25 protein-coding genes and 1 pseudogene are annotated in these 23,091 nt (G+C 70.8%); 17 read left to right on the top strand and 9 right to left on the bottom strand.

Annotated features, from left to right (window positions below; genetic code table 11):
- Positions 1 to 71: 71 nt before the first annotated feature.
- Entirely contained in the window at positions 72 to 785 is a 714-nt protein-coding gene (locus ABGB21_RS35535) for a response regulator transcription factor (protein ID WP_347651931.1), read from the bottom strand.
- 262 nt (positions 786 to 1,047) lie between these two features.
- Between ABGB21_RS35535 and ABGB21_RS35540 the strand changes: the two genes are divergently transcribed.
- The 10 genes and pseudogenes from ABGB21_RS35540 to ABGB21_RS35585 all read left to right on the top strand — a co-directional run bounded on the left by ABGB21_RS35540 (position 1,048) and on the right by ABGB21_RS35585 (position 10,320).
- Entirely contained in the window at positions 1,048 to 2,220 is a 1,173-nt protein-coding gene (locus tag ABGB21_RS35540) for a hypothetical protein (protein ID WP_347651930.1), read from the top strand.
- Positions 2,221 to 2,303: 83 nt separating this feature from the next.
- Entirely contained in the window at positions 2,304 to 3,116 is an 813-nt protein-coding gene (locus ABGB21_RS35545; protein ID WP_347651929.1) for a DUF2993 domain-containing protein, read from the top strand.
- A gap of 95 nt (positions 3,117 to 3,211) precedes the next feature.
- The gene (locus ABGB21_RS35550; protein WP_311202345.1) at positions 3,212 to 3,289 is read left to right on the top strand and encodes an Ms5788A family Cys-rich leader peptide; all 78 of its coding nucleotides are present in this window, start codon (positions 3,212 to 3,214) and stop codon (positions 3,287 to 3,289) included.
- A 179-nt stretch (positions 3,290 to 3,468) separates the two neighbouring features.
- Complete coding sequence (locus ABGB21_RS35555; RefSeq protein ID WP_347651928.1) at positions 3,469 to 4,317, top strand: sulfurtransferase; 849 nt, start codon at positions 3,469 to 3,471, stop codon at positions 4,315 to 4,317.
- A complete protein-coding gene (locus ABGB21_RS35560) occupies positions 4,314 to 4,643 on the top strand; it encodes a DUF1416 domain-containing protein (RefSeq protein WP_347651927.1) in 330 nt (109 codons plus the stop codon). The genes ABGB21_RS35555 and ABGB21_RS35560 overlap by 4 nt, the downstream gene beginning before the upstream one ends.
- Before the next feature lie 344 nt (positions 4,644 to 4,987).
- Positions 4,988 to 5,884: a hypothetical protein gene (locus ABGB21_RS35565; RefSeq protein WP_347681558.1), complete on the top strand. Its 897-nt coding sequence runs from the start codon at positions 4,988 to 4,990 to the stop codon at positions 5,882 to 5,884.
- Positions 5,881 to 7,361 (top strand): annotated as a pseudogene (locus tag ABGB21_RS35570) (methyltransferase); the annotation flags it as partial. The gene ABGB21_RS35565 and the pseudogene ABGB21_RS35570, both read left to right, overlap by 4 nt.
- Positions 7,262 to 7,894, top strand: a complete 633-nt coding sequence (locus ABGB21_RS35575; protein WP_347651925.1) for a TetR/AcrR family transcriptional regulator — start codon at positions 7,262 to 7,264, stop codon at positions 7,892 to 7,894. The pseudogene ABGB21_RS35570 and the gene ABGB21_RS35575, both read left to right, overlap by 100 nt.
- A gap of 54 nt (positions 7,895 to 7,948) precedes the next feature.
- The gene (locus ABGB21_RS35580) at positions 7,949 to 8,476 is read left to right on the top strand and encodes a GNAT family N-acetyltransferase (protein WP_347651924.1); all 528 of its coding nucleotides are present in this window, start codon (positions 7,949 to 7,951) and stop codon (positions 8,474 to 8,476) included.
- A gap of 113 nt (positions 8,477 to 8,589) precedes the next feature.
- A complete protein-coding gene (locus tag ABGB21_RS35585; RefSeq protein ID WP_347681560.1) occupies positions 8,590 to 10,320 on the top strand; it encodes a thiamine pyrophosphate-binding protein in 1,731 nt (576 codons plus the stop codon).
- Between the two features lie 5 nt (positions 10,321 to 10,325).
- Here ABGB21_RS35585 and ABGB21_RS35590 read toward each other — a convergent pair whose 3' ends face one another.
- From ABGB21_RS35590 to ABGB21_RS35600, 3 genes are read right to left on the bottom strand one after another with little or no spacing between them, the layout of a single operon-like run.
- The gene (locus tag ABGB21_RS35590) at positions 10,326 to 11,156 is read right to left on the bottom strand and encodes a hypothetical protein (protein WP_347681562.1); all 831 of its coding nucleotides are present in this window, start codon (positions 11,154 to 11,156) and stop codon (positions 10,326 to 10,328) included.
- Positions 11,146 to 11,451 (bottom strand): hypothetical protein, encoded by a 306-nt coding sequence (locus ABGB21_RS35595; RefSeq protein ID WP_347651921.1) that lies wholly within the window; start codon positions 11,449 to 11,451, stop codon positions 11,146 to 11,148. Before ABGB21_RS35595 ends, ABGB21_RS35590 begins: the two co-directional genes overlap by 11 nt.
- Positions 11,448 to 11,759, bottom strand: a complete 312-nt coding sequence (locus ABGB21_RS35600) for a DivIVA domain-containing protein (RefSeq protein ID WP_347651920.1) — start codon at positions 11,757 to 11,759, stop codon at positions 11,448 to 11,450. Before ABGB21_RS35600 ends, ABGB21_RS35595 begins: the two co-directional genes overlap by 4 nt.
- A 328-nt stretch (positions 11,760 to 12,087) precedes the next feature.
- Here ABGB21_RS35600 and ABGB21_RS35605 point away from each other — a divergent pair, with 328 nt between their 5' ends.
- From ABGB21_RS35605 to ABGB21_RS35615, 3 genes are all read left to right on the top strand, one after another.
- Positions 12,088 to 12,318, top strand: a complete 231-nt coding sequence (locus tag ABGB21_RS35605; RefSeq protein WP_347651919.1) for a winged helix-turn-helix domain-containing protein — start codon at positions 12,088 to 12,090, stop codon at positions 12,316 to 12,318.
- A gap of 131 nt (positions 12,319 to 12,449) precedes the next feature.
- Positions 12,450 to 12,707 (top strand): winged helix-turn-helix domain-containing protein, encoded by a 258-nt coding sequence (locus ABGB21_RS35610; protein ID WP_347651918.1) that lies wholly within the window; start codon positions 12,450 to 12,452, stop codon positions 12,705 to 12,707.
- Between the two features lie 131 nt (positions 12,708 to 12,838).
- Entirely contained in the window at positions 12,839 to 13,798 is a 960-nt protein-coding gene (locus ABGB21_RS35615; RefSeq protein ID WP_347651917.1) for a DUF559 domain-containing protein, read from the top strand.
- 359 nt (positions 13,799 to 14,157) lie between these two features.
- Here ABGB21_RS35615 and ABGB21_RS35620 read toward each other — a convergent pair whose 3' ends face one another.
- From ABGB21_RS35620 to ABGB21_RS35630, 3 genes are all read right to left on the bottom strand, one after another.
- On the bottom strand, positions 14,158 to 16,896 hold the full coding sequence (locus tag ABGB21_RS35620) for an AAA family ATPase (protein WP_347651916.1): 2,739 nt from the start codon (positions 16,894 to 16,896) through the stop codon (positions 14,158 to 14,160).
- The gene (locus ABGB21_RS35625; protein WP_347651915.1) at positions 16,863 to 17,057 is read right to left on the bottom strand and encodes a hypothetical protein; all 195 of its coding nucleotides are present in this window, start codon (positions 17,055 to 17,057) and stop codon (positions 16,863 to 16,865) included. Before ABGB21_RS35625 ends, ABGB21_RS35620 begins: the two co-directional genes overlap by 34 nt.
- A gap of 127 nt (positions 17,058 to 17,184) precedes the next feature.
- Entirely contained in the window at positions 17,185 to 17,619 is a 435-nt protein-coding gene (locus ABGB21_RS35630) for a VOC family protein (protein WP_347651914.1), read from the bottom strand.
- A gap of 75 nt (positions 17,620 to 17,694) precedes the next feature.
- Between ABGB21_RS35630 and ABGB21_RS35635 the strand changes: the two genes are divergently transcribed.
- Positions 17,695 to 18,192: a GNAT family N-acetyltransferase gene (locus ABGB21_RS35635; RefSeq protein WP_347651913.1), complete on the top strand. Its 498-nt coding sequence runs from the start codon at positions 17,695 to 17,697 to the stop codon at positions 18,190 to 18,192.
- A 67-nt stretch (positions 18,193 to 18,259) separates the two neighbouring features.
- Here the strand turns inward: ABGB21_RS35635 and ABGB21_RS35640 are convergent, their stop codons facing one another.
- Complete coding sequence (locus ABGB21_RS35640) at positions 18,260 to 19,054, bottom strand: helix-turn-helix transcriptional regulator (RefSeq protein WP_347681564.1); 795 nt, start codon at positions 19,052 to 19,054, stop codon at positions 18,260 to 18,262.
- 85 nt (positions 19,055 to 19,139) lie between these two features.
- On the opposite strand from ABGB21_RS35640, the gene ABGB21_RS35645 reads away from it, so the two are divergent.
- Positions 19,140 to 19,583, top strand: coding sequence for a nuclear transport factor 2 family protein (locus ABGB21_RS35645; RefSeq protein WP_347681566.1), 444 nt, complete (start codon positions 19,140 to 19,142; stop codon positions 19,581 to 19,583).
- Between the two features lie 230 nt (positions 19,584 to 19,813).
- On the opposite strand, the gene ABGB21_RS35650 is transcribed toward ABGB21_RS35645, so the two are convergent.
- Positions 19,814 to 20,077, bottom strand: a complete 264-nt coding sequence (locus ABGB21_RS35650; RefSeq protein WP_347681568.1) for a hypothetical protein — start codon at positions 20,075 to 20,077, stop codon at positions 19,814 to 19,816.
- A 151-nt stretch (positions 20,078 to 20,228) separates the two neighbouring features.
- Here ABGB21_RS35650 and ABGB21_RS35655 point away from each other — a divergent pair, with 151 nt between their 5' ends.
- Both ABGB21_RS35655 and ABGB21_RS35660 read left to right on the top strand, forming a co-directional pair.
- Positions 20,229 to 20,390 (top strand): hypothetical protein, encoded by a 162-nt coding sequence (locus tag ABGB21_RS35655; protein ID WP_347681570.1) that lies wholly within the window; start codon positions 20,229 to 20,231, stop codon positions 20,388 to 20,390.
- A gap of 8 nt (positions 20,391 to 20,398) precedes the next feature.
- A complete protein-coding gene (locus ABGB21_RS35660) occupies positions 20,399 to 23,056 on the top strand; it encodes a lanthionine synthetase LanC family protein (RefSeq protein WP_347681572.1) in 2,658 nt (885 codons plus the stop codon).
- Positions 23,057 to 23,091 lie beyond the last annotated feature (35 nt).

Below are 23,091 nucleotides of genomic sequence, written 5' to 3' on the forward strand. Positions count from 1 at the left end.
GGCCACCCGGCACGCGCCGGGTGGCCTTCTCGCGGATTCTCGTCGCCGGCGCCGAAGAGCGCCGTGGCGCCTCAGACGGGCAGCGGCAGGCCCTCCGACTCAGGCAGCGGTCGGGACGGCGGGGTGACGAACTTGTAGCCGACCTGTCGGACCGTGCCGATCATCGACTCGTACTCCGAACCGAGCTTGGCCCGCAACCGTCGTACGTGCACGTCGACCGTACGGGTGCCGCCGAAGTAGTCGTAGCCCCAGACCTCACGCAGCAGTTGGTCCCGGGTGAAGACCCGACCCGGGTGCTGGGCGAGGAACTTGAGCAGCTCGAACTCCTTGTACGTCAGGTCGAGCGGCCGGCCCTTGAGCTTCGCGGCGTAGGTGTCCGGGTCGATGGTCAGCTCGCCGGCCCGGATCAGCCCACCGGCCGCCGCGGTCGCGTTGTTGAGTCGGCCGACCGCGAGCCGCAGCCGGGCCTCGACCTCGGCCGGCCCGGCGCTGGCCAGGATCACGTCGTCGACACCCCAGTCCGCGTTCAGGGCGATCAGCCCGGCCTCGGTCACCACGGCGACCAGCGGCACGCCGAGCCCGGTGGCGTGCAGCATCCGACAGGTGGCCCGGGCCTCGCTCAGTTCCGAGCGGGCGTCGACGAGTACGGCGTCCGGGCTCGGCCCGGAGACCAGGGTGCGGACGTCGCGAGGGGCGGTACGCACCGAGTGGGGCAGCAGGTCAAGCGCCGGCAGTACAACGGACGGTTCGCCTGCGCGCGCGGTCACCAGCAGCAGGATCTCCACACATCACCTCCGTCCCGGCGGCACCGGACCGGTGCCGCGCGGTGTGGCCAGCGGTGTGCCGGCGGTGACCGGGATCCGCTGAAGACTGGGGGTCGTCCCGGCTTCACTGACGGGCAGGTAAGCCCTGAGCTTATCGGAACTTCCGTCGGACGCTCTCACACGTTTGTCTGAACACTTGTGGGATCGGCCATACGATCACGAGTTTCCACATCGGGGGCGGCGGCACCGGCGCGTCGCCCGCGCCGTCTGGCACGATCGGGGCGTGCACCCCTCGACGCCACCGGAGACAGGTCGGGATTCGTGGGCGGACGGCCGCCCCGGTCCGGGCGGACCGCGCCGCGCACCGGACCCCCGCGGCCACCCCGCCGGTCCCGACCCGGCCCGCGGCCCGTACGACGGTCCACGTCCCTTCGACGGCCCAGGCCAGCCCGACGCCCGCCCGGGTCAGTTCGACGCCCGCCCGGGTCAGTTCGACGGCCCTCGCCGGCCCGAGACCCCGGATCGGCCCGAACCGGCTGGTCGCGGCGGCCCGGGGAACCGTCCGGAGGGCGCGACGCGCTTCGACGTCGCCGCCGACCCGGCCGCCGAGGACGACGAGGAGGAGATGCCGCCGGTCCCGGTACGGCGTCTGCTGTCGGTGGCGATCGCCGGCTTCGCCGGGCTGCTCGGCCTCGGTCTGATCTTCGGCGCGTACACCGCCGGGCCCGGGGCCCGGATCCCGTTCGCGGTGGTGGTCCTCGGGGTGCAGCTGCTCTTCGTGCTCTCCTGGACGATGGCGATGCGGCCACCGGCGCTGCCGGTGGTGGCCGGCGCCTCGGTCCTGGTGGCCGGCGCCGCCGACGCCGCCGCCGTCCTGCCGCAGGTCGCCGCGATCGGCCCGCTCGGGTACGTCGCCGCGGCCGGCTTCGCCGTCGGGGTGCTCGGCCAGCTCGTCCGCCGTGAGGACCGGGTACGCGTCACCGAGTCGCTCGGCGCGACCCTGTTCATCGTCGTCGGCGTGGTCTCGTTCGCCACCCTCGTGGTGCTCAGCCGGATTCCGGTCGGCACCCAGGCGATCTACGTCTGTCTGACCGCGACCGCGGTCGGACTGGCGGTCGCCCGCCTCACCGACGCGGTGCTGCCGTGGCCCCGGCTCGCCCCGCAGGTGCCGCGGGGCGCGGCCGGCGTGGTGGCCGGTGCGATGGCCGGCACCCTCGCCGCGGCCGTGCTCGGCAGTTATCTCGTCGGCTTCACCCCGACCAGCGGAGCCGTGGTGGGGCTGATCGCGGCGGCCGCCGCGGTCCTGGCCGACCTGGGAGTCGGGTACGCCGAGGCCGGGCGGCAGATGGCCGGCGAGCCGCCGACGATGTGGGTGGCCCGGCACATGCAGGGCCCGCTCGGCGGCTTCGCCCTGGCCGCCCCGGCCGCGTACGCGATGACCGTCTTCTTCCTCTAGGACGGGTGGCGGACCGGCCCCACGGTTGGCGATCCGTCGGGTCGGGTAGATATGGTCCACGACCGGGAGTCAGGGGAGGCGGCGTGGCGGAGACCTATCCGGCGGAGGACGAGACGTACCAGGAACGGCCGCGTCGACGTCGGGGCCGGCGGGCACTTGTCGTGCTGGTCGTTCTGCTTCTCGTGCTGGGTGTGTTGGTGGTGGTCGCCGACCGGGTCGCGGTCGGCGTCGCCGAGCGCCTCGTCGCCGACCAGGTCAACCGGGAACTGACCCAACGGGACGTCACGTCCGCCGGGCCCGAGGTGACGGTGGGCGGCTTCCCGTTCCTCACCCAGGTGGTCGACGGCCGCTACGACTCGGTCCGGATCGTACTGCGCGACGTACGGACCCCGGTGGCGGAGAAGTCGACCACGGTGCTGGTGCCGGAGGCCACGGTGGACGCCCAGGGCGTCCACGCCGCGCTGGACACGCTCCGCTCCGGCCAGGGTGACATCACCGCCGACACCGTCCGGGGCACGTTCACCGTCTCGTACGACAGCGTCGTCGCCCTGATCGACGAGCCGGGTGTGCAACTGCAGGAGGAGGACGGCCAACTGGTCGTCACCGCGCCGGTACAGGTCCCGGTGCTCAACCGGCGGATCACCGTACGCGGCAACGCCAAGCTGACCCCGGAGGGCGACGACATCCTGATCAGCTTCTCCGGGCTGACCTCGCCGGACCTGCCGAACACCCCGCTGGTCCGGACCTTCGTCAACGGGTTCGCCGAGCAGCTCTCGGTCCGGGTACCGCTGCCCTCGCTGCCGTTCCCGGTCGAGGTGACCGGGATCAACCCCCGTTCGACCGGCCTGGCGATCAGCGGTACGGCCCGGGGCGTCGCCCTCAACGACGTACGCTGAGCCCGCCGTGGGACGCCGTCGCGGGCCGACCCGTCGATCCCGGATCGTGGTCGGCCCTTAGTAACCGGACCATCGCACTGGTAAGCTGCGACACCATGGGGACGCTCCTCACCAAACGGCGCGCGGTCGACCTGTGCCGCGTGGCCACCTGCCTGTGTCGCCCCGTCATCTGACGGCGGGGCTGCTCTCTCTGCGTACCCTCTGAGTTCTTCCCACGCCCGGCAGCGGCGCCGTCGCACGTACCCGTGATCCACACCTGACTATGGGTCCCGCGCGTGGCATGCGACGAACAGGCATCGATCGACCCGCACGCGCAGGCTCACCAACACCATCCTCACCAAGGAGTGATCTGATGAGTCGCGACACCGCACTCGTCTCGGCCGACTGGGCCGAGAAGAACCTCGACACCCCCGGCGTGGTGTTCGTCGAGGTCGACGAGGACACCACCGCGTACGACGGTGGCCACATCGCCGGAGCGATCAAGCTTGACTGGAAGACCGACCTGCAGGATCCGGTGCGTCGGGACTTCGTCAACAAGTCCCAGTTCGAGGCGCTGCTCTCCGGACGGGGCATCAGCAACGACGACACCGTCATCCTGTACGGCGGCAACAACAACTGGTTCGCGGCGTACGCGTACTGGTACTTCAAGCTCTACGGGCACGGCGACGTCCGGCTGCTCGACGGTGGCCGCAAGAAGTGGGAGCTGGACGCCCGTCCGCTCGTCACCGACGCGGTGACCCGCCCCGCCACGCAGTACGTCGCGCAGGAGCCGGATCTCTCCATCCGCGCCTTCCGCGACGAGGCGGTCGCCGCGATCGGCAGCAAGAACCTGGTCGACGTGCGTTCCCCCGACGAGTACGCGGGCCGGCTGCTCGCCCCGGCGCACCTGCCGCAGGAGCAGGCGCAGCGGGCCGGGCACATCCCGACCGCGATCAGCGTGCCGTGGTCGAAGGCGGCGAACGAGGACGGCACCTTCAAGTCCGACGACGAGCTGGCGAAGATCTACGGCGAGGCCGGGCTGGACGGCAGCAAGGACACCATCGCCTACTGCCGGATCGGCGAGCGTTCCTCGCACACCTGGTTCGTGCTCAAGGAGCTGCTCGGCCACCAGAACGTCAAGAACTACGACGGTTCCTGGACCGAGTACGGCTCGCTGGTCGGCGTCCCGGTGGCGCTCGGCGACGAGCCGGGGGAGGCGTGAGCGTCATGACCACACCCATCGCCGCCGGCTGCGCGGCGCCCGACCAGGCGGCCCCGCTTCCGGCCAGCCTGGACCTGGAGAAGGAAACCGTGATCACCGGGGTGGTCAACGCCGAGTCCGGCGAGGCCGTCCCCGGGGCGTACGTCCGGCTGCTCGACTCGACCGGCGAGTTCACCGCCGAGGTGGTCACGTCGCCGGCCGGCCAGTTCCGGTTCTTCGCCGCACCCGGCAGCTGGACGCTGCGGGCGCTCTCCCGGCACGGCAACGGTGACACGTCGGTCACCGCCGACCGGGGCGTCAACGAGGTGACCGTCACCGTCGGCTGACCCCTTTCCGTCGTCACCGCAGGCCCCGCCCGGTCGTACCCACGACCGGGCGGGGCCTTTCGTGTGTCAGGAAGGATGCCGTCCGGCCAGGCGCTACCCGCCGGGGAAGTGGCTGGTCACGTTCTACCACCAGGTTTCGCTGACGAAGGCGCGAGCCGGGTTCAGTCTGCCCCGGTCGACCTGGGCAACCGGGTGCCGGTCGGTGGCCGGGACCCGCTGCGGGTGTCGGTGCACCGGCAGGACGGGTCGAAGGCGTTTGAGCGTCCGCTCAAACTCTCCTATGCTGACTCTTGAGCGATCGCTCAAATCGCAACCGGCGGAGCCACAGCGGAGGGAGCAGCCAGATGTCGGAACCGGAGGAGCCACCACGGCCACGAATCGCCAACTGGATCGTCAGCGCACTCATCGGACTCTTCGGTGTTGTCGTCTTCACCCTCGCCGTCCGTTCCGGACGCTCCGACAGCGCCCTGCTGTTTGTCGGACTGCCGGTGCTGCTGGCGGCGGCCCTGGCGATGACGCCGGCCCGTACCGCCCACGGCCGGGCCTTCCTGTTCACCACCGTCTGCCTGCTGCTCGCCTCGGTGGCGCTGCAGGAGGGCGCGGTCTGCGTGATTCTCGCCGCGCCACTGGTGTACGGGGTCGTCCACGCCACCACCGGGCTGATCCACTGGTGGCGGGAGGTCAACCGGCCCTACTACGCGGTCGCGGTGCTGCCGCTGCTGCTCGCCGGCGGAGTCGAGGGGACCACCGACGGCCTGCGCCTCGACCCCGAGCAGTCGGTGCAGGTCGTCCGCCAGATCGCGCTCCCTGCCGACCAGCTCGCCGCCCGGATCGCCGCTGGCCCGCGACCCGTCCCGGTACGGTCCATCCCACTGCGCCTGCTCGGCGTACCGCTGCCGAGGCAGGTCACCGGCGACGGGCTGGCCGTCGGCGACCGGTGGGTCTTCGCCTACCACGGCAGTTCACACGGGCCCGGCGGGCACCTGGTCGCCGAGGTCGACCGGGCCGAGTCGGGCCGGATCGGCTTCCGGTTCGTCGAGGACACCTCGATCACCCACCGCTGGGTGACCTGGCAGCACGCCGAGTTGAGCTGGCGCCCTGTCGGCACTGGACAGACCGAGGTCCGGGTCACCGCCGCCTACCAGCGCGGCCTCGACCCCTCCTGGTACTTCGGCCCCGTGCAGGACGCCCTGATGCACGAGGGCGCCGGCCACCTGCTCGACATGCTGGCCCTGGCGTGACCACCATCCGCTACCTCTGCCTGCTGGCCCCGCTGGCACTGCTGCTCGCCGCGGCTCGCTTCGGCCAGCACGGTCACGCCGCGCCGGGCCAGCACGGTCACGCCGCGCCGGACCGGCGGCGGGACGTCCGGCTGGCCGCCCTGCTCGCCGGCATCGCGGCGGCGGTCGGGATCGCCGTCCTGCACGAGCTGTCCCGGCTCACCGGCTGGTACACCTTCGCCCCGGTCGACGGCACCTTCCGGGGCATGCCGGTCGACCTGTGGCTCGGCTGGGCGGTGCTGTGGGGACCCGTGCCGGTGCTGCTGCGTCGGGTGGTGCCGGTGCCGGCCGCCCTCGGCCTGCTGCTCTGGCTCGACGCGGTGGCGATGCCGGAGCTGGCGCCACTGCTCCGGCTCGCCCCGGACTGGCTGGTCGGCGAAGCGGTCGGCCTGCTGCTGGTGGCGCTGCCCGCCCAACTGCTCGGCCGGTGGAGCGCCGACCGCCGACACCTCACCGCCCGGGTCCTGCTGCAACTGCTCGTCTTCGCCGCGCTGACCCTGTGGCTGGTGCCGACCGCCGTCTTCGAGTACGGCAACGGCTCCTGGGCACGGCTCACCGGTCTGCCGCCGGAGCGGCTCTTTCTCCTCGCCCAACTCGGCCTGCTGGTCGCCGTACCGGCGCTGGCGGCGGTCCGGGAGTTCGCGGTACGCGGCGCCGGTACGCCGTACCCGTGGGATCCGCCGCGACGGCTGGTCACCACCGGCCCGTACGCCTATCTGGCGAACCCGATGCAGGTCAGCACCATCGGCCTGCTGCTGCTGATCGCGGCGGCCACCGGCAGCGGCTGGCTCGCCGTGACGGCACTGGCCACCGTCGCGTTCGGGATCGCGGTGGCCGGTCCACACGAGCGGCGGTACCTCGACCAGCGGTACGGCCCGGCCTGGCGGACGTACCGGGGTCAGGTCCGCGACTGGTGGCCGCGCTGGCGGCCGTACCCGTCGAACTCCCCGGCCTCGGCGGCGGTGCTCTGGCTCGACGCGGGCTGCGGGACGTGCCGGGCGGTCGCCGGCTTTCTCCGCCGCCGGCGGCCGTACCGGCTGGTGATCAGACCCGCCGCCGAACACCCCGAGGTGCTCTGGCGGGCCCGGTACGTGGGCGGCGACGGTCACTCGGAACGGGGGGTGGCCGCCGTCGCCCACGCACTCGACCATGTCACCCTGGGGTGGGCGTACCTGGGCTGGTCGCTGCGACTGCCGGGAGTGGCCTGGCTGGCCCAGCTGGTCACCGATGCGATGATCGCACCGCCGCACCCGGCCCGCCCGCCCGGCGATACCGTCCCGGCACGACAACCGGCGGGCGAGGCGTCGTGCGCGGAACGGCCGGCCGGCGAGGAGAGGGATGTCCGACACCAAACAGCGACTGCTCGACGGGGCGCTCGCCGCGATCAGTGAACACGGCATCGCCGGCGTCTCCGCCCGGACCATCGCCGCCGCCGCCGGCGTCAACCAGGCACTCGTCTTCTACCACTTCGGCACCGTCGACGACCTGCTCGCCGCCGCCTGCACGACCAGCACCGCCGCCCGGGTACGGCACTACGCCGACCGGTTCGCCGAGGTGGCGACACTGCGGGAACTGCTCGACGTCGGCCGGGACCTGCACGATGAGGAGAAGGGCCTCGGGCACGTCTCGGTCCTGGCCCAGCTCCTCGCCGGCGCGCAGCGGGACGAGCGGCTCGCCGCGCCGACCGCCGCCGCGCTCCAACTCTGGACCGACGAGATCGAGTCGGTGCTGCGGCGGGTGCTCGCCGGTTCGCCGTTCGCCGAGATCGCCGACGTCGGCGGGCTGGCCCGGGCGCTCTCCGCCGCCTTCGTCGGGCTCGAACTCTACGAGGGCGTCGACGCCGACGGCGCAGGCCAGGCGTTCGCCGCCCTCGAACAGCTCGCCGTCCTGGTCGACGTGGTCGACAACCTCGGCCCGGTGCCGAGGCGCGCGGTCCAGGCGGCGGTCAAGCGGGTCGCCCGCCGGTCCTGAACACGGTGCGGGATTCCGGGGGCAGGTCCGGCGGCAACGTGGATCATGGGACGGATGACTGACGTGACCATCCGGGATCGGCGGAGTGCCGATCTCGACCGGTGTGTCGAAGCGCTCGCCGCCGTACACCTCGCCGACCGGTATCCGCTGAACTGGCCCGCCGACCCGCGCGAATGGCTGTCTCCCCCCGGGACGCTGCACGCCTGGGTGGCCGAGGCGGTCGGTTCCGGCGTGGTTGGCCATCTGGCCGTGCAGGCGCCCACCGGTCCAGGCCACGACCGCGATCCGTCCGCCCGGCCGACCGCCGAGGTCAGCCGGCTCTTTGTCGTCCCGGCCGCCCGGCGGCAGTCGTTGGCGAGCCGTCTGCTGCGACAGGCCGAGGAGTGGGCCACCGTCCAGGGGTACGACCTGACGCTCGAGGTTGTCGACGAGGAGAACTCTTCCGCGGTTGCCGTCTACGAGCGGGCCGGTTGGCGGCACACCGGCACGAGCACGGCGGACTGGACCGCCCCGAACGGAGGGCCGGTGACCCTCCGCCACTACCGCTCCCCCGGAAGGAGTGGTATGGACCCCGCCAGGTGACCGTTCGCAGCCGTCGGGCAGGTGTGCCGACGGCCCAGCCGGGAATCACCGACCGTTCGCAGCACGAGGGAAGCGCAGACGGGAACCGGTGTGAAACGGTGACGGGGGCGGTCATGTCGAAAAGTTCTCCAGCGACCACAACCGTGGGTGAACTGCTGCTCAGCAGACTGGCCGATCTCGGCGTACGGCACGTCTTCGGGCTGCCCGGCGACTACACCATGGAGTTCCTCGACCAGATCGAGGCGTACGACGGGATCGACTGGGTCGGCAGCTGCAACGAGGTCAACGCCGCGTACACGGCGGACGGCTACGCCCGGCTGGCCGGGATCGCCGCGATGGTGACCACGTTCGGGCCCGGTGAGCTGTCGGTGGTGAACGGGCTGGCGGGGGCGATGGCGGAGTCGGTGCCGATCGTCTCGATCGTCGGCGGGCCGACGACGGAGATCATGGCGCGCCGGGCGGCGATGCACCACTCGCTCGGCGACGGCGACTTCGACCGGTGGGTGCGGGTCGCCCGGGAGGTGACCGTCGCCCAGGCGACGCTGACCCCGGACAACGCCGCCGCCGAGATCGACCGGGTGCTGGGCGAGTGCTGGACACAGCGGCGGCCCGTCTATCTCCGGCTGCCGGGCGACGTCGCCCACCAGCCGGTGGCGATGCCGGCCGGGCGGGTCGCCCCGCCGGCATCGACGGGTACGCCAGACCAGCTCGACGCCTTCGAGAACGCCGCGCAGCGGCTGTTGGCCGGGGCGGTCTGCCCGGCCCTGCTGGTCGGGAACCTGCCGCTGCGGTACGGCCTCGGCGCCGAGATCGCCAGCTTCCTCACCGAACGACACTGGCCGGCCGCCACCCAGAGCCTCGGCCGGGGTCTGCTCGACGAGACCGGACCGAACTACGTCGGCATCTACAACGGCGGCGACACAGTGGAGCCGATCCGACAGGTGATCGAGGGCGCGGACGTACTGGTCTGTGTCGGGACGAAGTTCTTCGACTGGGACGGGCTGTTCACCGCCGACCTCGACCCGGCGAAAATCATCACGATCGGGCGGCACAGCTGTTCGGTGGGTGGGCAGCTTTTTGAGCCGGTCGCCCCGGACGCCGCGCTGGCCCGGCTGCACACCATCGCGCCGACCCGCTCGGTCGACTGGCCGACCGTCGCCGACCCGGCACGCGGCCCGGACGCCCGACTCGACGCGGCCAGCAACCGGCCGATCACCCAGGCCCGACTCTGGCCGGCGCTGGCGACGATCCTGCGGGAGGGCGACATCGTCCTCCCGGAGACGGGTACGCCGACCTTCGGCATCGCCTCGATCCGACTGCCCCGCAACGCGGTCTGCGTACAGGCACCGTTGTGGGGGGCGATCGGGTACGCCACCCCGGCCGCGTTCGGGGCGGCGATGGCGGCCCCGGACCGGCGGGTCGTCCTGGTCACCGGGGACGGGTCGCTGCAACTGACCGTGCAGGAGATCAGCCGGATGATGGCCCTCGGCCAGTGTCCGGTCATCTTCGTCATCAACAACGCCGGTTACACGGTCGAGCGGTCGGTCGACGGGCCGCACCAGCCGTACAACGACATCGACAACTGGCGGTACGCCGAGTTGCCGGCGATGTTCCACCGGGAGGTGGCGATCGACTCGCACCTGGTCAGTACGGAGGGCGAGTTGGCCGGCGTACTCGATCGACTGCGCGGGACGCCTGAGCGGCCGACGGTCGTCGAGGTGCTGGTCGACCGGCAGGATCTGCCGGTCGGGATGCCGAAGTGGGGGATGGAGACGTCGGCGGTCGACTACCAGACGACGCTGCACGGGACGCCGAAACTTTCCTGGCAGGGCCTGCCGGGATAGGCGATTCAGGGTCGGGGCCGCCGGTCGCGGCGGGGTTCGAACCGTGCGATGACCGGTTCGCCGGGGTGTCGGGCGGCGAGTCGCCACAGGTGGTCGGCCGGGTCGGGCGCTCCGGCGGGCGGGGCCGCCTGCTGAGGCACCCGCATCGGTCGGTCCGGGTCGACGGGTACGGTCGCCAGCAGCGCCGGCCCGAGACCGCGCAGGCAGTGGCCGATCGCCTCGGGCAGGGTCCGCCACGGCGGTGGATCGGCGGGGCCGAGCGCCGCCTCGGGGTCGACGATCTCGACCTGCCAGCGGGTTCCGAGTGCGAGCCGGGGATCATTCGCGTTGTGCCGGTGGTCGGCGACGGTGACCTGGACCGCCAGGCCGAGGCCGTTGACGAGCCGGACGAGGCCGGCCAGCGTCGGGACGTCGCCGGGTAGGGCGGCGTAGTGCCCGAGGACAACCAGCCATGGCGCGTACGACCGGTTCACCAGTGCCGCCGCCTCGATCCGGTGCCGGTGCTCGACGGGCAGGTCCGGCCGCCAGTCGTACGGCAGCGGGATGGTGAGTTCGCCGTCCGGGTCGGGTGGCCGTTCCGGGGTGAAGACCTCACGCAGGGTCGGCGGTGCCGCGTCGACCCGGGCGGCCAGGTCGGCCAGGACCGGCCCGAGCGCGATCCGCCAGCCGGTGCCGTCCGGGGTGACCGCCGGCGGCACCGATCCGGGTACGACACTCGCCGAGGCGACCGCACCGGTGTCGAAGTTGCCGACGGTCAGGACGAGCTGGGCCCGGCGCCGGCCGTACCCGTGACACTCCCGGCACGGCCTGGCGACGATGTTCGGCTCAGGTGTCATCGCCGCCCGCCCGGTGGTCAGGGAGGTCGTCGTCGGGTCCGGGGCCGCCGGGTCGGCTGGTCCGGAAGCAGTCGCCGAGGTGGCCGGCCTTCAACGGGCAGCGCCGGCCGCCGTCGAGCCGCCGGTCGCAGAAGACCTGGTGCTGGGTGGCCTGCTCGTCCTCCGTGGAAACGGTTGTCTCGCCGGGCGACAGCTCGGGCAGGAAGTGCAGCGACCGGGTGAGGGTGCGCGCCAGCAACTGCGCCGAGTCGAGGTTTCGGCTGCTCACGGTGAGGTGGATGACGTACCGCCTCACGCGGACACCTGCGATCGGTAGCGGGACTGCCAGTCGCGCAGCGCGTTCTTGATCCGGACGTTCTCCTCCTGGGTACGCGCCAACTCGCCGCGCAGCGCCAGCAACTCGTTGGCGACCTGGTGCAGGAAGCCGCGTACCTCGGTCGGGTCGAGTCCGCGCCGGGCGAGGTTGAACTGCCGGTGACGTACCTGCGATTCGCTGATCGGTCGGCGGCTCGCCGACCAGTAGTAGCTGGCGGGTGCATTCGACGGCAGCGTGCGGGGCGGTGGTGGCGGGCTGGACCGGAAGAGTCTGAGCAGTCTGCGCATGGGTGAGCACCTTCCGACGAGGTGGGAGAGGTGGTCCGGCCGGTGGTAGGGGACACCGGCCGGACCACCCGCCCTGCGAGCGCAGCCGGGCGGCAGTACGACCACAGAGCTGCCTACGGGCGGCCGGGACGGTGCGTTTCGGGTGTACGCCCCGCCCCGACCATGCCGCCTTCAGCCGGATTGCCGAACCAACTGGAGAGCGACAAGGAGCAACCTACTACAGCAACTATAGTAGGTCTATGGATAGAAGGAGATTCCCGCTGTAGTTATTGCAGTTACTCCAGTAGGTCAGGCATGATCAGGGTGCCGAACCAACTGGAGACACCCCATGCCCACACAGGAGCCGACGTTCCGACGGATCGTCAACGAGATCAGCGAGAAGATCAGAAGTGGGGAGATGGCGCCCGGGACCAAGCTGCCGTCAACGAGTGAGTTGGCTGACATCTACGACACGAGCACCGGGACGGTCTACCGGGCGCTCTCGCTGCTGCATGACCGGGACCTGATCATCGGTCAGCCAGGTCGGGGCACGTACGTGGCAGACCACTCGGGCAAGTAAGGCGAGGGGCACCCGCCCTGCTTGCTGGCGTTCGTCACGCGTGATCTTCATTCGGACAGCACCGCCGGTGCTTGCCGGGCGACTGCTGCTTCTGACGATCTTGTCAGATCGGGCCGCTAACTTTACGAGCCATGCCTGTTCTCGCCAGCTACTTCCAGATCTCGGACGCGATCCTGGCGGACGTCGAGTCTGGGACGTACCGGCCGGGTGACCGACTTCCGTCGATCGCCGAGCTGTGTCAGCGATACCACGTCAGCGCGTCCACGATCAACCTCGTCAACGTTCGACTCGAGGCGCTTGGCGTCATCGATCGGCGGCAGGGTAAGGGTGTCTTCGTGACGGATCCGGCAACGTGGCTGCGGAAGCCGGGGCAAGATCCGAACCTTTGAACAGAAACCGTCGTTGGCGCGACGGTTTCTGTTCAAGATCTGAGATCTTGGTCGGGCGACGGGTGTCGCGAAGCCGCATGTGACGCATTTGCGGCAGTTGTCGGGGCGACGCTCGGTCAAGATCGACGGCTGTGTCCTTCTCCGTACCGCGTCGCCGAGCGGAACGGCCTCCCCCGGCCGACAACGCCGACGAACTGACCTGGCTGCTCTTCCGGCAGGAGGGCGTACTCACCCGCAATCAGGCGTGTCGACTCGTGGGCGAGTCGGCGCTGCGGCACCGGGTACGTACGGGGCGCTGGCAGAAGGTGCATCGGAGCGTGTACGTCGCCCACAACGGGCCGGTCACTGGTGAACAAAAACTGTGGATCGCTGTCCTCGCCGGCGGTCCGCAGTCGTTTCTCGCCGGGATGACGGCGGCGATCAGATGCGGGTTGACGGGGTTCCGCAGCGAAGGTGTCCACCTGCTCCGGCCCGTCGGGCTGTCCAGCGCAACCCCACCACCTTGGGTGGTCGTGCACCGCACCACCACCCTTTCCAACGACGACGTCAACCGGAACGGGCTGCCGCCGTACACCACCAACGCGCGGTCGCTGGTCGACGCCGCTGCCTGGGCCGGCAGTGACGACACCGCTCGGGCGATCATCGCCGCCGGTTTCCAGCAGCGGTTGGTCGGCGTCGACGACGTGCATCGGGTGGCGTACAAGATGCCCAGCCTGCGGCGTCGGGCGCTCATCCTGGCCACCGCCAACGACGCCCGGGGTGGTTCGGAGTCGCTGTCGGAGCTTCGCTACCTCCGGGCCGCCCGGCGGGCGGGACTGCCCGAGCCGAGCCGGCAGCACCGACGGCGGGACGCCTCCGGGCGACTCCGTTACCTCGACGTCTACTACGAGCAGTTCGGAGTGCATGTCGAAATCGACGGCGGCCAGCATCTCGACGTACGCCAGCAGTGGGCCGACATGCGGCGACAGAACGAGGTGTGGATCGGCGGCGACAGGGTCCTGCGCTTTCCAGCCTGGCTCGTGAGGGAACGCCCGGACGAGGTGATCGCGCAGGTACGCCGAGCTCTGCTCGCTGCCGGCTGGCCCGGATGACTCGTCCGCGCCTCAGGACCGGTGGACCCGCACGGCGACCCAGTCGACACGGTCGTCGTAGTCGACCTGCACCAGGACGGTGTCGTTCCGACCGGTCGCGATGATCAACCCCACCCGGCCGCCGGCAATGGTGTGCGCGGCGAGGCGACGCCCTGGCGAACCGGCCGACCACCGTTGACGACGGACCGGAGGCGGCCGAGACGCGGTAGGCGGCATCCCCGGTCGAGGTAGGGGTGAGCGCCTGGCAGTGAGGGCCCGGTCATGTTGCCAGGCCTCCCCGCTGACGGCATGCGCCGGTGGGAGGCGGAGACAACCGCTCCTCGTCCGGCCGGCGCGGTCCCCGGCGGCGGCGAGGGTGGTCAGTGCCGCCCGACGAGGTCGCCCACCTCGGTCCGGGACGAGACGCCCAGCTTCCGTAGTATGTTCGAGACGTGGACGGCTGCGGTCTTCGGTGAGATGTAGAGGCGCCGGGCCAGCTCGGTGTTGGTCAACCCGTCGCTGATCAATACCGCCACTTCCCGCTCGCGGGGGGTGAGGGCGGTCGGACCGGTGACGGTGGGTGCCGCGTCGACCGGCGCCATGCCCAGCTGAGCGCGGGCCTGGGCGAGCTGGACCACCCGCCAGCCACGCCATGCGGCCAGCAGGGGGGCGGCCGCCTCCACCTGCGCGGTGGCCTCCTCGCGCCGGTCGTCGGAGAGCAGACAACGGGCGGCGCCGACGCGTACGGTGCCGCGGGTCGCCGGCTCCAGGACGTGGGCCTCGGCGATGGACAGGTAGCCGGCCAGCGCCTCGGCGTGCTGGCCGCGCGCCTCCGCGAGCTGGGCGTCGACGAGTGTCCGGTAGGCGTCCCACAGGTCGGGGTCGAGGAGCGCGGTGGCCAGCTGGTCGAGCCGGTGCGCCGGCAGGCCGAGATACAGCGCGGCGGAGATCAGGTCGTGGGCCTGTTCACCGCTGCGCCACGTCTGCTCGGGCAGGGCCGTGATGAGTGCTTCCAGGCTCGCCTCGGCGCGCGGGAGGTCGCCGCGACGGCAGGCGAGGTGGAACGCGAGTCCGGGAATCATGGCCGGCGGGTTGTGGGGTAGCGCCGCCAGGTCGGTGACGAGCTGTGCGACCTGGTCCAGCTCGCCGGCCTCCAGGTAGAGCCCGGCGAGGAAGACCCCGTGGGAGTCGGCCCAGCGGCCCGGGCGCCGGTAGTTGCGGTCCTGTTCGCGCCCCTCCTCCAGCGCCGCGATCGCGGCGCACAGGTCGCCGGCCCGCAACGCGAGCCGGGCTCGGCCCTTGAAGTACGTGGCCACCGCGAGTGACTCGAAGCCGGCTCGCTCAGCGTCGACCCGCATCCGTTCCAGTGTCGCCGCGTGCTCGGCCGGCGACGTCGGTGGCGCACCGTGCACCAGGGTGTTGAGGGCGCGGGCGGCCAGCACCCACTCGCCCGCCTCTTCGGCCTCGTCAACGAGAGCGGACAGGATCTTGCAGCCCTCGGCGGCGGTCTGCGGGCGCTCGGTGAGCGTCGAGCCCTTCTCGATCAGCGCGGCCAGGCGGATGGCCGGCAGGTCGAATTCGTCCGCCAGCGCCAGCGCGCGGTCGGACCAGAGCAGCGCGGCGTTGAGATCGTCGCGCAGGTACGCCGACTGGGCGATCGCGGTCATCGCCCGCGCCTGGTCGGCGCCGGGCGGGAGCTGCGCGATCAGGGTCCCGATGTCGTGCGTCAGGGCGCGCATCCTGTCGGTCTCGTGGGACTCCCACGCGATGCGGACCAGGAGGTACAGCGACTCGGCCCGGTCGGTCGTGCTGTCGGCGAGGTCACGCCAGCGCAGGCCGTACCGCAGCGCGTCGTCGAGCAGTCCGGCCAGCCACGCCGCCCGGGCTGCGGAGGCGAGCAGGTCGGTGTCGTCGGGCACCTCGTCGAGGCCCGTCTCCGCCAGTTGCAGGGCCTGGTAGGCGGAGCCGATGGAGAGGTAGAGCGCGGTGCCGCGGCGGGCCGCGGCGATCATGTCGTCGTACCGGCCGGCGCCGCGGGCGTGGTGCGCCACCATGGCGGGGTCGGAGGCGCCGCCGCGCAGGAGTACGTCGAGCGCCGTCTCGTGCAGCCGGCGGCGCTGCCGGCCGAGCATCTGGTCGGCGATCGCCTCGCGCACCAGCGCGTGCCGGAACGCGAACTCGTCATCGCCGGACTCGACGAGGACGCCCCGGGTGACCAGGTCCCGCAGCACGGCGATGAGCTCGTCCTCGCCCACAGCGGTTACCTCGGCGAGCAGGTCGAACGGGATGCGGTGGCCGAGCACGGTGGCCGCCTCGACGATGCGGTGGCTGACCGGATCGAGGTCGTCGACCTGGCGGCGTAGCACGTCGGCGAGGCTCCACGGCAGCGGTTGCTCGACCAGCGCCTCCACGTCGTATCCGGGCAGCGCGCGGAGCAACTCCTCCAGGAAGAACGGGTTGCCGCCGGTGCGGTGGTGCAGCGCCGTGACGGCGCGCAGCGGCGCCGGAGCGCCGGTGGCCGCCGCCAGCAACGCCGCGGTCTGCGAGGGGGTGAGCCGATCCAGGCGTACGTGGGTGACGGTGTGCCGGCGTTCCATCCGGGCCAGCAGGCCGGCCACCGGTTGGCGGCGGGTCACCTCGCCCGGCCGGTACGTTCCGATGAGTAGCCGTGGCCCGCGCTGGTCGGCGATCCGCTCGAACAGCGCCGCGCTCTCCGAGTCGGCCCAGTGCAGGTCCTCGAAGACGATGACCGCAGGGGAGTCGCCGATCAGGTCCGCCAGGATGGCGAGGCCGGTGTGCAGGCGCTCGACCGGGCTGCGCTGCGGGTCCGCGAGCGCCGCAAACTGCTCCTCGTCGACCTCCGGACGGCCGTCGATGGCGTCCAGGAGCATCTCGTACGGCCGGGACAGCGAGCTGGGTTCCGCTTGACCGACCAGCACCACGGTCTCCGCCGGCACGGTTGTCAGGAGCTCGTGTACCAGCCGGGTCTTTCCGATGCCCGGCTCGCCCGCGATGATCGCGACCGCCGGGTCACGTGCCGAAGCGAGCTGCGCCAACCGGCGCAGCTCGCTCTCCCGCCCGATCATCACTGGGCTGGCACCGCCGCGGATGGTTCGCACGACGCCAGGGTACTGGTGGGCTGCCCGCGGACGGCCAGCGTGTTACGTGCGCGGCGGGCCCGGCGCGCGCTGGTGAGCAGGCGCTCCCGGTCGGCCTCGGCGATCAGCGAACGGCGACGCTCGTTTGCCAGAACCAGCATCGTGTCCGGGTAGTTCATCATGGTTTGTCTCCTTGTCACCGCTGATGGATCAATCATCGGTTGACAAGGGCGCTGTCACATCGGAAGCGTCTACCTATCTTCGCTGGTCAGCGGGCTTTAGCAGAGTGCGTGGGTCGCCTAGGTATACCTAGGCGAGGCAGAACTCGTTGCCCTCGACGTCCTGCATCAGCAGGCACGACTCGTTCTCCTCGTCGGCGAGCAGTAGTTTTCCGCGTACCGCGCCGAGCGGGACCAGTCGTGCGCATGCGGCCTCAAGTGCGGCCAGGCGCTCCTCACCCACGAGCCCGGTGCCGACCCGCACGTCAAGATGCAGCCGATTCTTGACGACCTTGCCTTCGGGCACGCGCTGGAAGTACAGCCGTGGGCCCACACCGGTGGGGTCGACGCAGGCGAACGCGGAACCCTGACGCTCGGGCGGCAACGTGCGGTCGTAATCGCCCCAGGTGGCGAAACCCTCCGGTGGCGGCGGTACGACGTACCCCAACGCCTCACACCAGAAGCGGGCGACGCGCTCAGGTTCTGCGCAGTCGAACGTGACCTGGAACTGCTTGACCCCTGCCATCGGTCCACCAGAGGGGCGGGCTCTCCCGTCGTCTCCACGGGGCTCACCCGGCAGGCCCTCACTAGTCTCCGGTGGGTGAAGGAGATCGTGACGTATCTGGAGATGACCGCCCGCGACCAGTTCACCCCGGCCGACCCGGTACCTGGCCTGGCGCTGGAACCCCTGGACCGGGACTCACCGTTGGTCGTCCAGTTGCAGGTCAGGATCGGTGCGCCGTACGGCTGGAAGTCCGCGAGCCGGACGGGAGAGGAGTGGACCGCCTGGTTCGCCGGATACCCGCACCGGATGTTCTGGCTGTTGTCGTTCGACGGTGAGCCCGCGGGCCTGGTTCTCTACGATCTCCACCCTGGCGACGAGGTGGAGATCGAGACCTTCGGGCTGGTGCCGGAGTTCGTCGGTCGGCGCCTGGGCGGGTACGCGTTGACTCTCGGGATCCAGCGGGCCTGGGACCTGACTCCCACGGTGGAGAGGATCTGGCTGCACACGTCGTCGTTGGACCACCCCCACGCCCTGCCCAACTATCACCGGCGAGGTTTCCGCACCTTCAGGACAGCAGAAGGCGAACGCGTCTGACCGAGGACGTACGTGGTCACTCCGTCGACCGGGACTTGGCGTGTTTCGCAAGCAGTGACCAGGACGATCACCTGCGAGTGGATTTATCTGTCCCTGCCTCCGGGTTGGTGAAGTAGGCGGCGGTTTCCGCGTCTGCCGGGTAGTACGACTCGATGGCGACCTCGTCCAGGGTGATGTCCGTCGGCGTGCCGAACGTGGTGATGGTCGAGAAGAGGCGCAGTTCTCGTCCAGCAACACGCAGGATCATCGAGATCAGCACATCGCCGTCGATCCGCTGGCCTGACATGTCCTCTGGTTCGGGCGCCAGCAGTTCTTCGTAGAGTGCGGTGAGTTCCGGGTCGGGTGCCGTGGCGAGCTGGCGGTTGATCCGGGTACGGAACACCGCGCGCACGTCGGCCAGGTTGACGACCATGGGAGCAAACCCGCGCGGGTCCAGACCCAGGCGTACGAGGTTGACCGGTGGCCGCAACAGGTCGGGATGCACCTGTGCGAAGAACGGGTCGACGGCGCGGTTGGTCATCACGATGTTCCACCGGCGGTCGAAGACCAGCGCGGGGTACGGCTCGTGGGCGTGAAGCACCCGCCGGACCGCGTCGTGGGCGGCCGACAGTGCGTGGTCGTCGAGCGGACGCTCGGCGTACCGGGGTGCGAAGCCCGCAGCGAGCAGGAGTCGGTTGCGGTCGCGCAGCGGCACGTGGAGCTGGTCTGCGAGTCGGAGAACCATGTCGGCGCTCGGCCTGGTCTTGCCGGTTTCGACCAGGCTGACGTGACGGGCCGAGACGTCCGCCGCGATCGCCAGGTCCAGTTGGCTGATCCCTCGGCGCTGTCGCCACTGTCGCAACAGTTCTCCGACCGTGTACATGAGACGGAGCGTACGCACCGCGCAGCCGATTGCCATGAAATGCGACTTCATCGACAACAACAGCCGGAACGGAAACACTGCGTCCATGACCACCGAGAACAAGACGATCGTCCAACGCGCGCTGGCGGGACTGATCGAGACGAGGAATGTCGATGCGGTCGCGCCGTTCCTGAGCGAGGATTTCGTCCACCACCGACCCGGGTCGATCACATCGACCAAGACGGAGTGGCTCGCCGCCGTCGGCGCCGCGCTGGTGCCGCTCGCCGGAATGCAGGTCGAGGTTCACCAGATTCTGGCCGACGGTGACCACGTCGTGGTGCACTCGCGGCGGTGGCTCCCTGATTCGGGACCGGAAATCGCGGTCGTCGACATCTGTCGCCTCGACGGCGGGCTGATTGCTGAGGCTTGGGAGATCATCGAGCCGGTGGCGCAGGTTGCCGCCAATCTGGTGTGGTGGGACGCGGTCCGCGCTGACCCGGCGCCTGCCGCCTCCGACCCGCACCTGGCCCACCACGCCGTGCCGTCCTGACGATCGACGACGGCCGGCGCGGACTACGGCACCGCACCGGTCCCGTGTTCGCGTTCCTCGGCCAGGAGTCGCTACTCGCTTCGAATTGTCCGAACATCGACCGCCACACAGGTCCGTGTGGCGGTCGATGTTCTTCTCGGATCACGCGGCGATCTGTTGGCCCGATCTCGCGTGCGGCTCGACGCCTTCCTGGCCGGATCTGGGCGACCTTGATGCCGGCCGCGGTCGTGTCACTCGCAGAAGACCTGCACCTTGGCGTCGGCCTGGTCGACGTCGACGATGACGTCGTCGAGGTGCTCGATGAGGTCATCGAGGTGCTGCGGCTTGAGCTGGGTGAGGTCGATCGGCACTCCGGACTTGTGCAACTGTGCATTGACCTGGGTGGGCGCCTGCGGAGGGACGAGTCTGGTGAGCCGGACCCGACCCCAGCGCGGCAGTTGCAGTCTGAGAGAACGTACGTTGACGCAGGTGCCAAAGTCACCGTCCCTCGCCAAGATCCACCCCGGTGGGATCGTGGGTTTGGGCGGGTTCGTCGGGTGTGGCGGGTCCGGGCAGCGGTCGGCAGATCTTGACACAGGTAAATCCGCTGGTAACGTCCGGATTCCGGACTCCCGGCAAGACCAACTTGGTCGGAGAGGATCTACCATGAACGCACTGTTGTCCCTGGAACCCCGCGAGGCGGGCGCAAGCGTACCTGAGCCGGACCTGGAGTTCACCGACGGCTACCACACCGAGCAGGACCGGACCCGTTGCGTGGGTTGCTGCATCTCCGCTACCTGGACCGTTATCCACACCCGGTCGTCCTAGTAAGCGAAATGATCCAGAGCCAGACCCGGGCGTTCGACGTGGCTGACAACGAGATTGAATGCCGCGTCGAACGCGCGGTCCGCGACAACGCAGGCATCCGCTACCAGCTCCGGTCCGATCACACCTGGCTGATGCTCAGGCCGGACGGCGAGGTACTGCCCGAGCATGGCTGGAAGCTCCACATCTCCGCGCGGGCGGCCACATTCCCGGAGCTGGTCGAACGACTCGTCCCCGTGCTGCTCGCCGAGGGGTGCACCTTCAAGCTGGCCCGGTCGCGACGGGTGCTCACCCAGCTCAACGACGGTATCAGTGCACCGGCGTCCGTCGGTAAGGCGTTCACCCTTTATCCGGACCAGCGCCGGGTGCGCGAGCTGGGGATCCGGCTGGTGGACCTGTTGCGCGGGGAGCAGGGACCGCGGGTCCTCAGCGACCGGACGATCGATCCGGCCGCACCGATCTACTACCGGTACGGCCCCTTTGTCAGTTCGTGGTCCGCCGACTCGAAGGGGCGCCTGGTCGCGCTGATTCACGGCCCCAACGGGGAGGAGTTCGGCGGGCTGGCGACGCTGCGGTACCGGCAGCCGAGCTGGACGATCGACCCGTTCACCGGCGAGCGGGGTGACGCCGCCCCGGAGGCGGCCCGGGAGTCGAGGCGGCTCGGCGAGCACTACCGGGTGGTCGCCGGCGTCTACGAGTCAGGGCGGGGCAACGTCTACCGGGCCGTTGACGAGCGAGACGGCGGCACGGTCGTGATCAAGCAGGCCAGGGCGCACGTCGACGAGCACGACGGGGGCGCCGACACGCGGCTGCGGCTCCGCAACGAGCGGCGTGTCCTGCAGGCACTCGATGGGGTGACGGGCGTCCCCCGGTTCGTCGACCACTTCCGACACGGAGCCGACGAGTACCTGGTCACCAGTGACGCCGGCCGACGCAATCTGGTGGACAGCGTCATACTCGACGGCCCGTACCTGTCGCGGGAGACCCTCGGCGGGTCGGACGGCGGGCGCGATCTCGAACGCCTCGCCGAGTCCCTCGCCGGCATCGTGCTGTCCCTGCACCGGCGTGGTGTCCTGATCCGCGATCTCACCCCGCGCAACATCGTCATCGACGGCGACCGGGTCACGCTGATCGACTTCGGCCTCGCCCGCCACGACGGCCTGCACGTGCCCGGCGGCACGCCCGGGTACGCACCGGCGCGACAGTTCCGTGACGAGCCGCCGCTGGACACCGACGACCTGCACGCGCTCGGCATGACCCTGCTGTTCGCCGCGCACGCCCTGCCGCCGGTCATCGTGGGAGATGACCAGGAGATTCCCCGGCAACGCGCCCTACAGTCGATCCGGGCACGCCACGGTGTGCGGCCGTCGGGTGTCATCGGCGCCATCGTCGACCTGCTCGGTGATGACGGCGACCTGGCGCGGGCTGCGGTACGCCGACTGGCCGCCGCCGAGACCTCCCAGCGGTGCGCGGCGTCCCGAGCACTTCCCGCCCCACCAGTGGTCACCTCGGAACTCGCCGCCGAGATCACCGGCAACCTGCTCACGGATTTACTCGACCAGACCCGGCGGATGATGGCCGGTCCGGTGGGCCAGTCGACCCTGGTCGACGCGAGTGTCTACAACGGAACCGCCGGGATCGGCCTGGAACTGCTGGAGCACGTGGACCAGCCGGGGGTCGCCGACTGCCTCCGCGACCTGGTGCCGTACACCGTCCAGGCGTTGGCCGCGATCGACCTGCCACCCGGGCTGATGACGGGCCGTACCGGCGTCGACCTGTTCCTGTCGTCCGCCCGCCGGCACGGGTTCGACGCCGGGCCGGGATACCCGGGTCCGCACCTGCCCGCCGGCGACTGGGAGCCGGTGGAGGAGGACCTGACGTCCGGCGCGGCCGGAGTCGGGCTCGGCCACGTGCTGCTGCACCGCGCGACAGGCGATCCCGCGCACCTCGCCGTGGCCCGGCGGTGCGCGGAGTGGGTACTGCGGCGACCGGTTTCCGGCGCGAGGACCGACGACGATCCGCTGCCCGCACCGGCCGCCGTCGAGCAGTCGGCCGGCCGGGCACACGGCCTCGCCGGTACGACGGAGTTGTTACTCGGCGTCGGTACCGCCCTCGACGACCACGTCCTGCTGGCCGAGGGCGCCGACCGTGCCCGGGTGCTCGCCCGGCGGGCACGATCGTTGGCCGAGCGGATGGGCGGACCGCGCGCGGCCTCGATCGCCGTCTCCTGGTGCCAGGGTCTCAGTGGCATCACCCAGACCCTGTGGTACGCCGGGCGTGTCCTGGACGACGCGGAGCTGGCCGACCTCGCCGGCCACCTCGCGGATGTCTGCACGACCTTCCTCCCCAGGGTGAGTGTCGCGGTCCAGTGCTGTGGCAGCGCCGGCGTCGGCAACATGCTCATCGACCTCGCTCTTCAGGACACCGACCCGCGCTACTGGGAAGCGGCCAGGGCGGCGGGTGTGCAGATGTTGCTGCGCGGCGCCGGTACCAACACGCATCCGGTCTTCGTTGCCGAGGAACCAGGGGCGAAGTCCGCCTCGTGGGCGTTCGGAGTCGCCGGGTTCCTCAGTTTCTTCCGGCGACTCTCCCGGCGCGGTGGTACAGCCGGCTTGTCGTCACCCGGCTACCTCGAAGGGTTCCGAGTGGGGGGCGACAGCCGCGCGTAGTGGCCGTGCGAATGTCGACCCGGAGATGGGAGGTC

The sequence above is a fragment of the Plantactinospora sp. B24E8 genome, from assembly GCF_039871735.1.
Taxonomy (GTDB): domain Bacteria; phylum Actinomycetota; class Actinomycetes; order Mycobacteriales; family Micromonosporaceae; genus Plantactinospora.

Bases quoted from the DNA above. Each gene is read 5' to 3' on its own strand.
- ABGB21_RS35605 (WP_347651919.1), top strand. From the start codon at position 12,088: ATGCCCACACAGGAGCCGACGTTCCGACGGATCGTCAACGAGATCAGC.
- ABGB21_RS35565 (WP_347681558.1), top strand. From the start codon at position 4,988: ATGTCGGAACCGGAGGAGCCACCACGGCCACGAATCGCCAACTGGATC.
- ABGB21_RS35640 (WP_347681564.1), bottom strand. From the start codon at position 19,054: ATGTACACGGTCGGAGAACTGTTGCGACAGTGGCGACAGCGCCGAGGG.
- ABGB21_RS35580 (WP_347651924.1), top strand. From the start codon at position 7,949: ATGACTGACGTGACCATCCGGGATCGGCGGAGTGCCGATCTCGACCGG.
- ABGB21_RS35585 (WP_347681560.1), top strand. From the start codon at position 8,590: ATGTCGAAAAGTTCTCCAGCGACCACAACCGTGGGTGAACTGCTGCTC.
- ABGB21_RS35590 (WP_347681562.1), bottom strand. From the start codon at position 11,156: ATGACACCTGAGCCGAACATCGTCGCCAGGCCGTGCCGGGAGTGTCAC.
- ABGB21_RS35555 (WP_347651928.1), top strand. From the start codon at position 3,469: ATGAGTCGCGACACCGCACTCGTCTCGGCCGACTGGGCCGAGAAGAAC.
- ABGB21_RS35600 (WP_347651920.1), bottom strand. From the start codon at position 11,759: ATGCGCAGACTGCTCAGACTCTTCCGGTCCAGCCCGCCACCACCGCCC.
- ABGB21_RS35660 (WP_347681572.1), top strand. From the start codon at position 20,399: ATGATCCAGAGCCAGACCCGGGCGTTCGACGTGGCTGACAACGAGATT.
- ABGB21_RS35655 (WP_347681570.1), top strand. From the start codon at position 20,229: ATGAACGCACTGTTGTCCCTGGAACCCCGCGAGGCGGGCGCAAGCGTA.
- ABGB21_RS35550 (WP_311202345.1), top strand. From the start codon at position 3,212: ATGGGGACGCTCCTCACCAAACGGCGCGCGGTCGACCTGTGCCGCGTG.
- ABGB21_RS35645 (WP_347681566.1), top strand. From the start codon at position 19,140: ATGACCACCGAGAACAAGACGATCGTCCAACGCGCGCTGGCGGGACTG.
- ABGB21_RS35575 (WP_347651925.1), top strand. From the start codon at position 7,262: ATGTCCGACACCAAACAGCGACTGCTCGACGGGGCGCTCGCCGCGATC.
- ABGB21_RS35610 (WP_347651918.1), top strand. From the start codon at position 12,450: ATGCCTGTTCTCGCCAGCTACTTCCAGATCTCGGACGCGATCCTGGCG.
- ABGB21_RS35625 (WP_347651915.1), bottom strand. From the start codon at position 17,057: ATGATGAACTACCCGGACACGATGCTGGTTCTGGCAAACGAGCGTCGC.
- ABGB21_RS35630 (WP_347651914.1), bottom strand. From the start codon at position 17,619: ATGGCAGGGGTCAAGCAGTTCCAGGTCACGTTCGACTGCGCAGAACCT.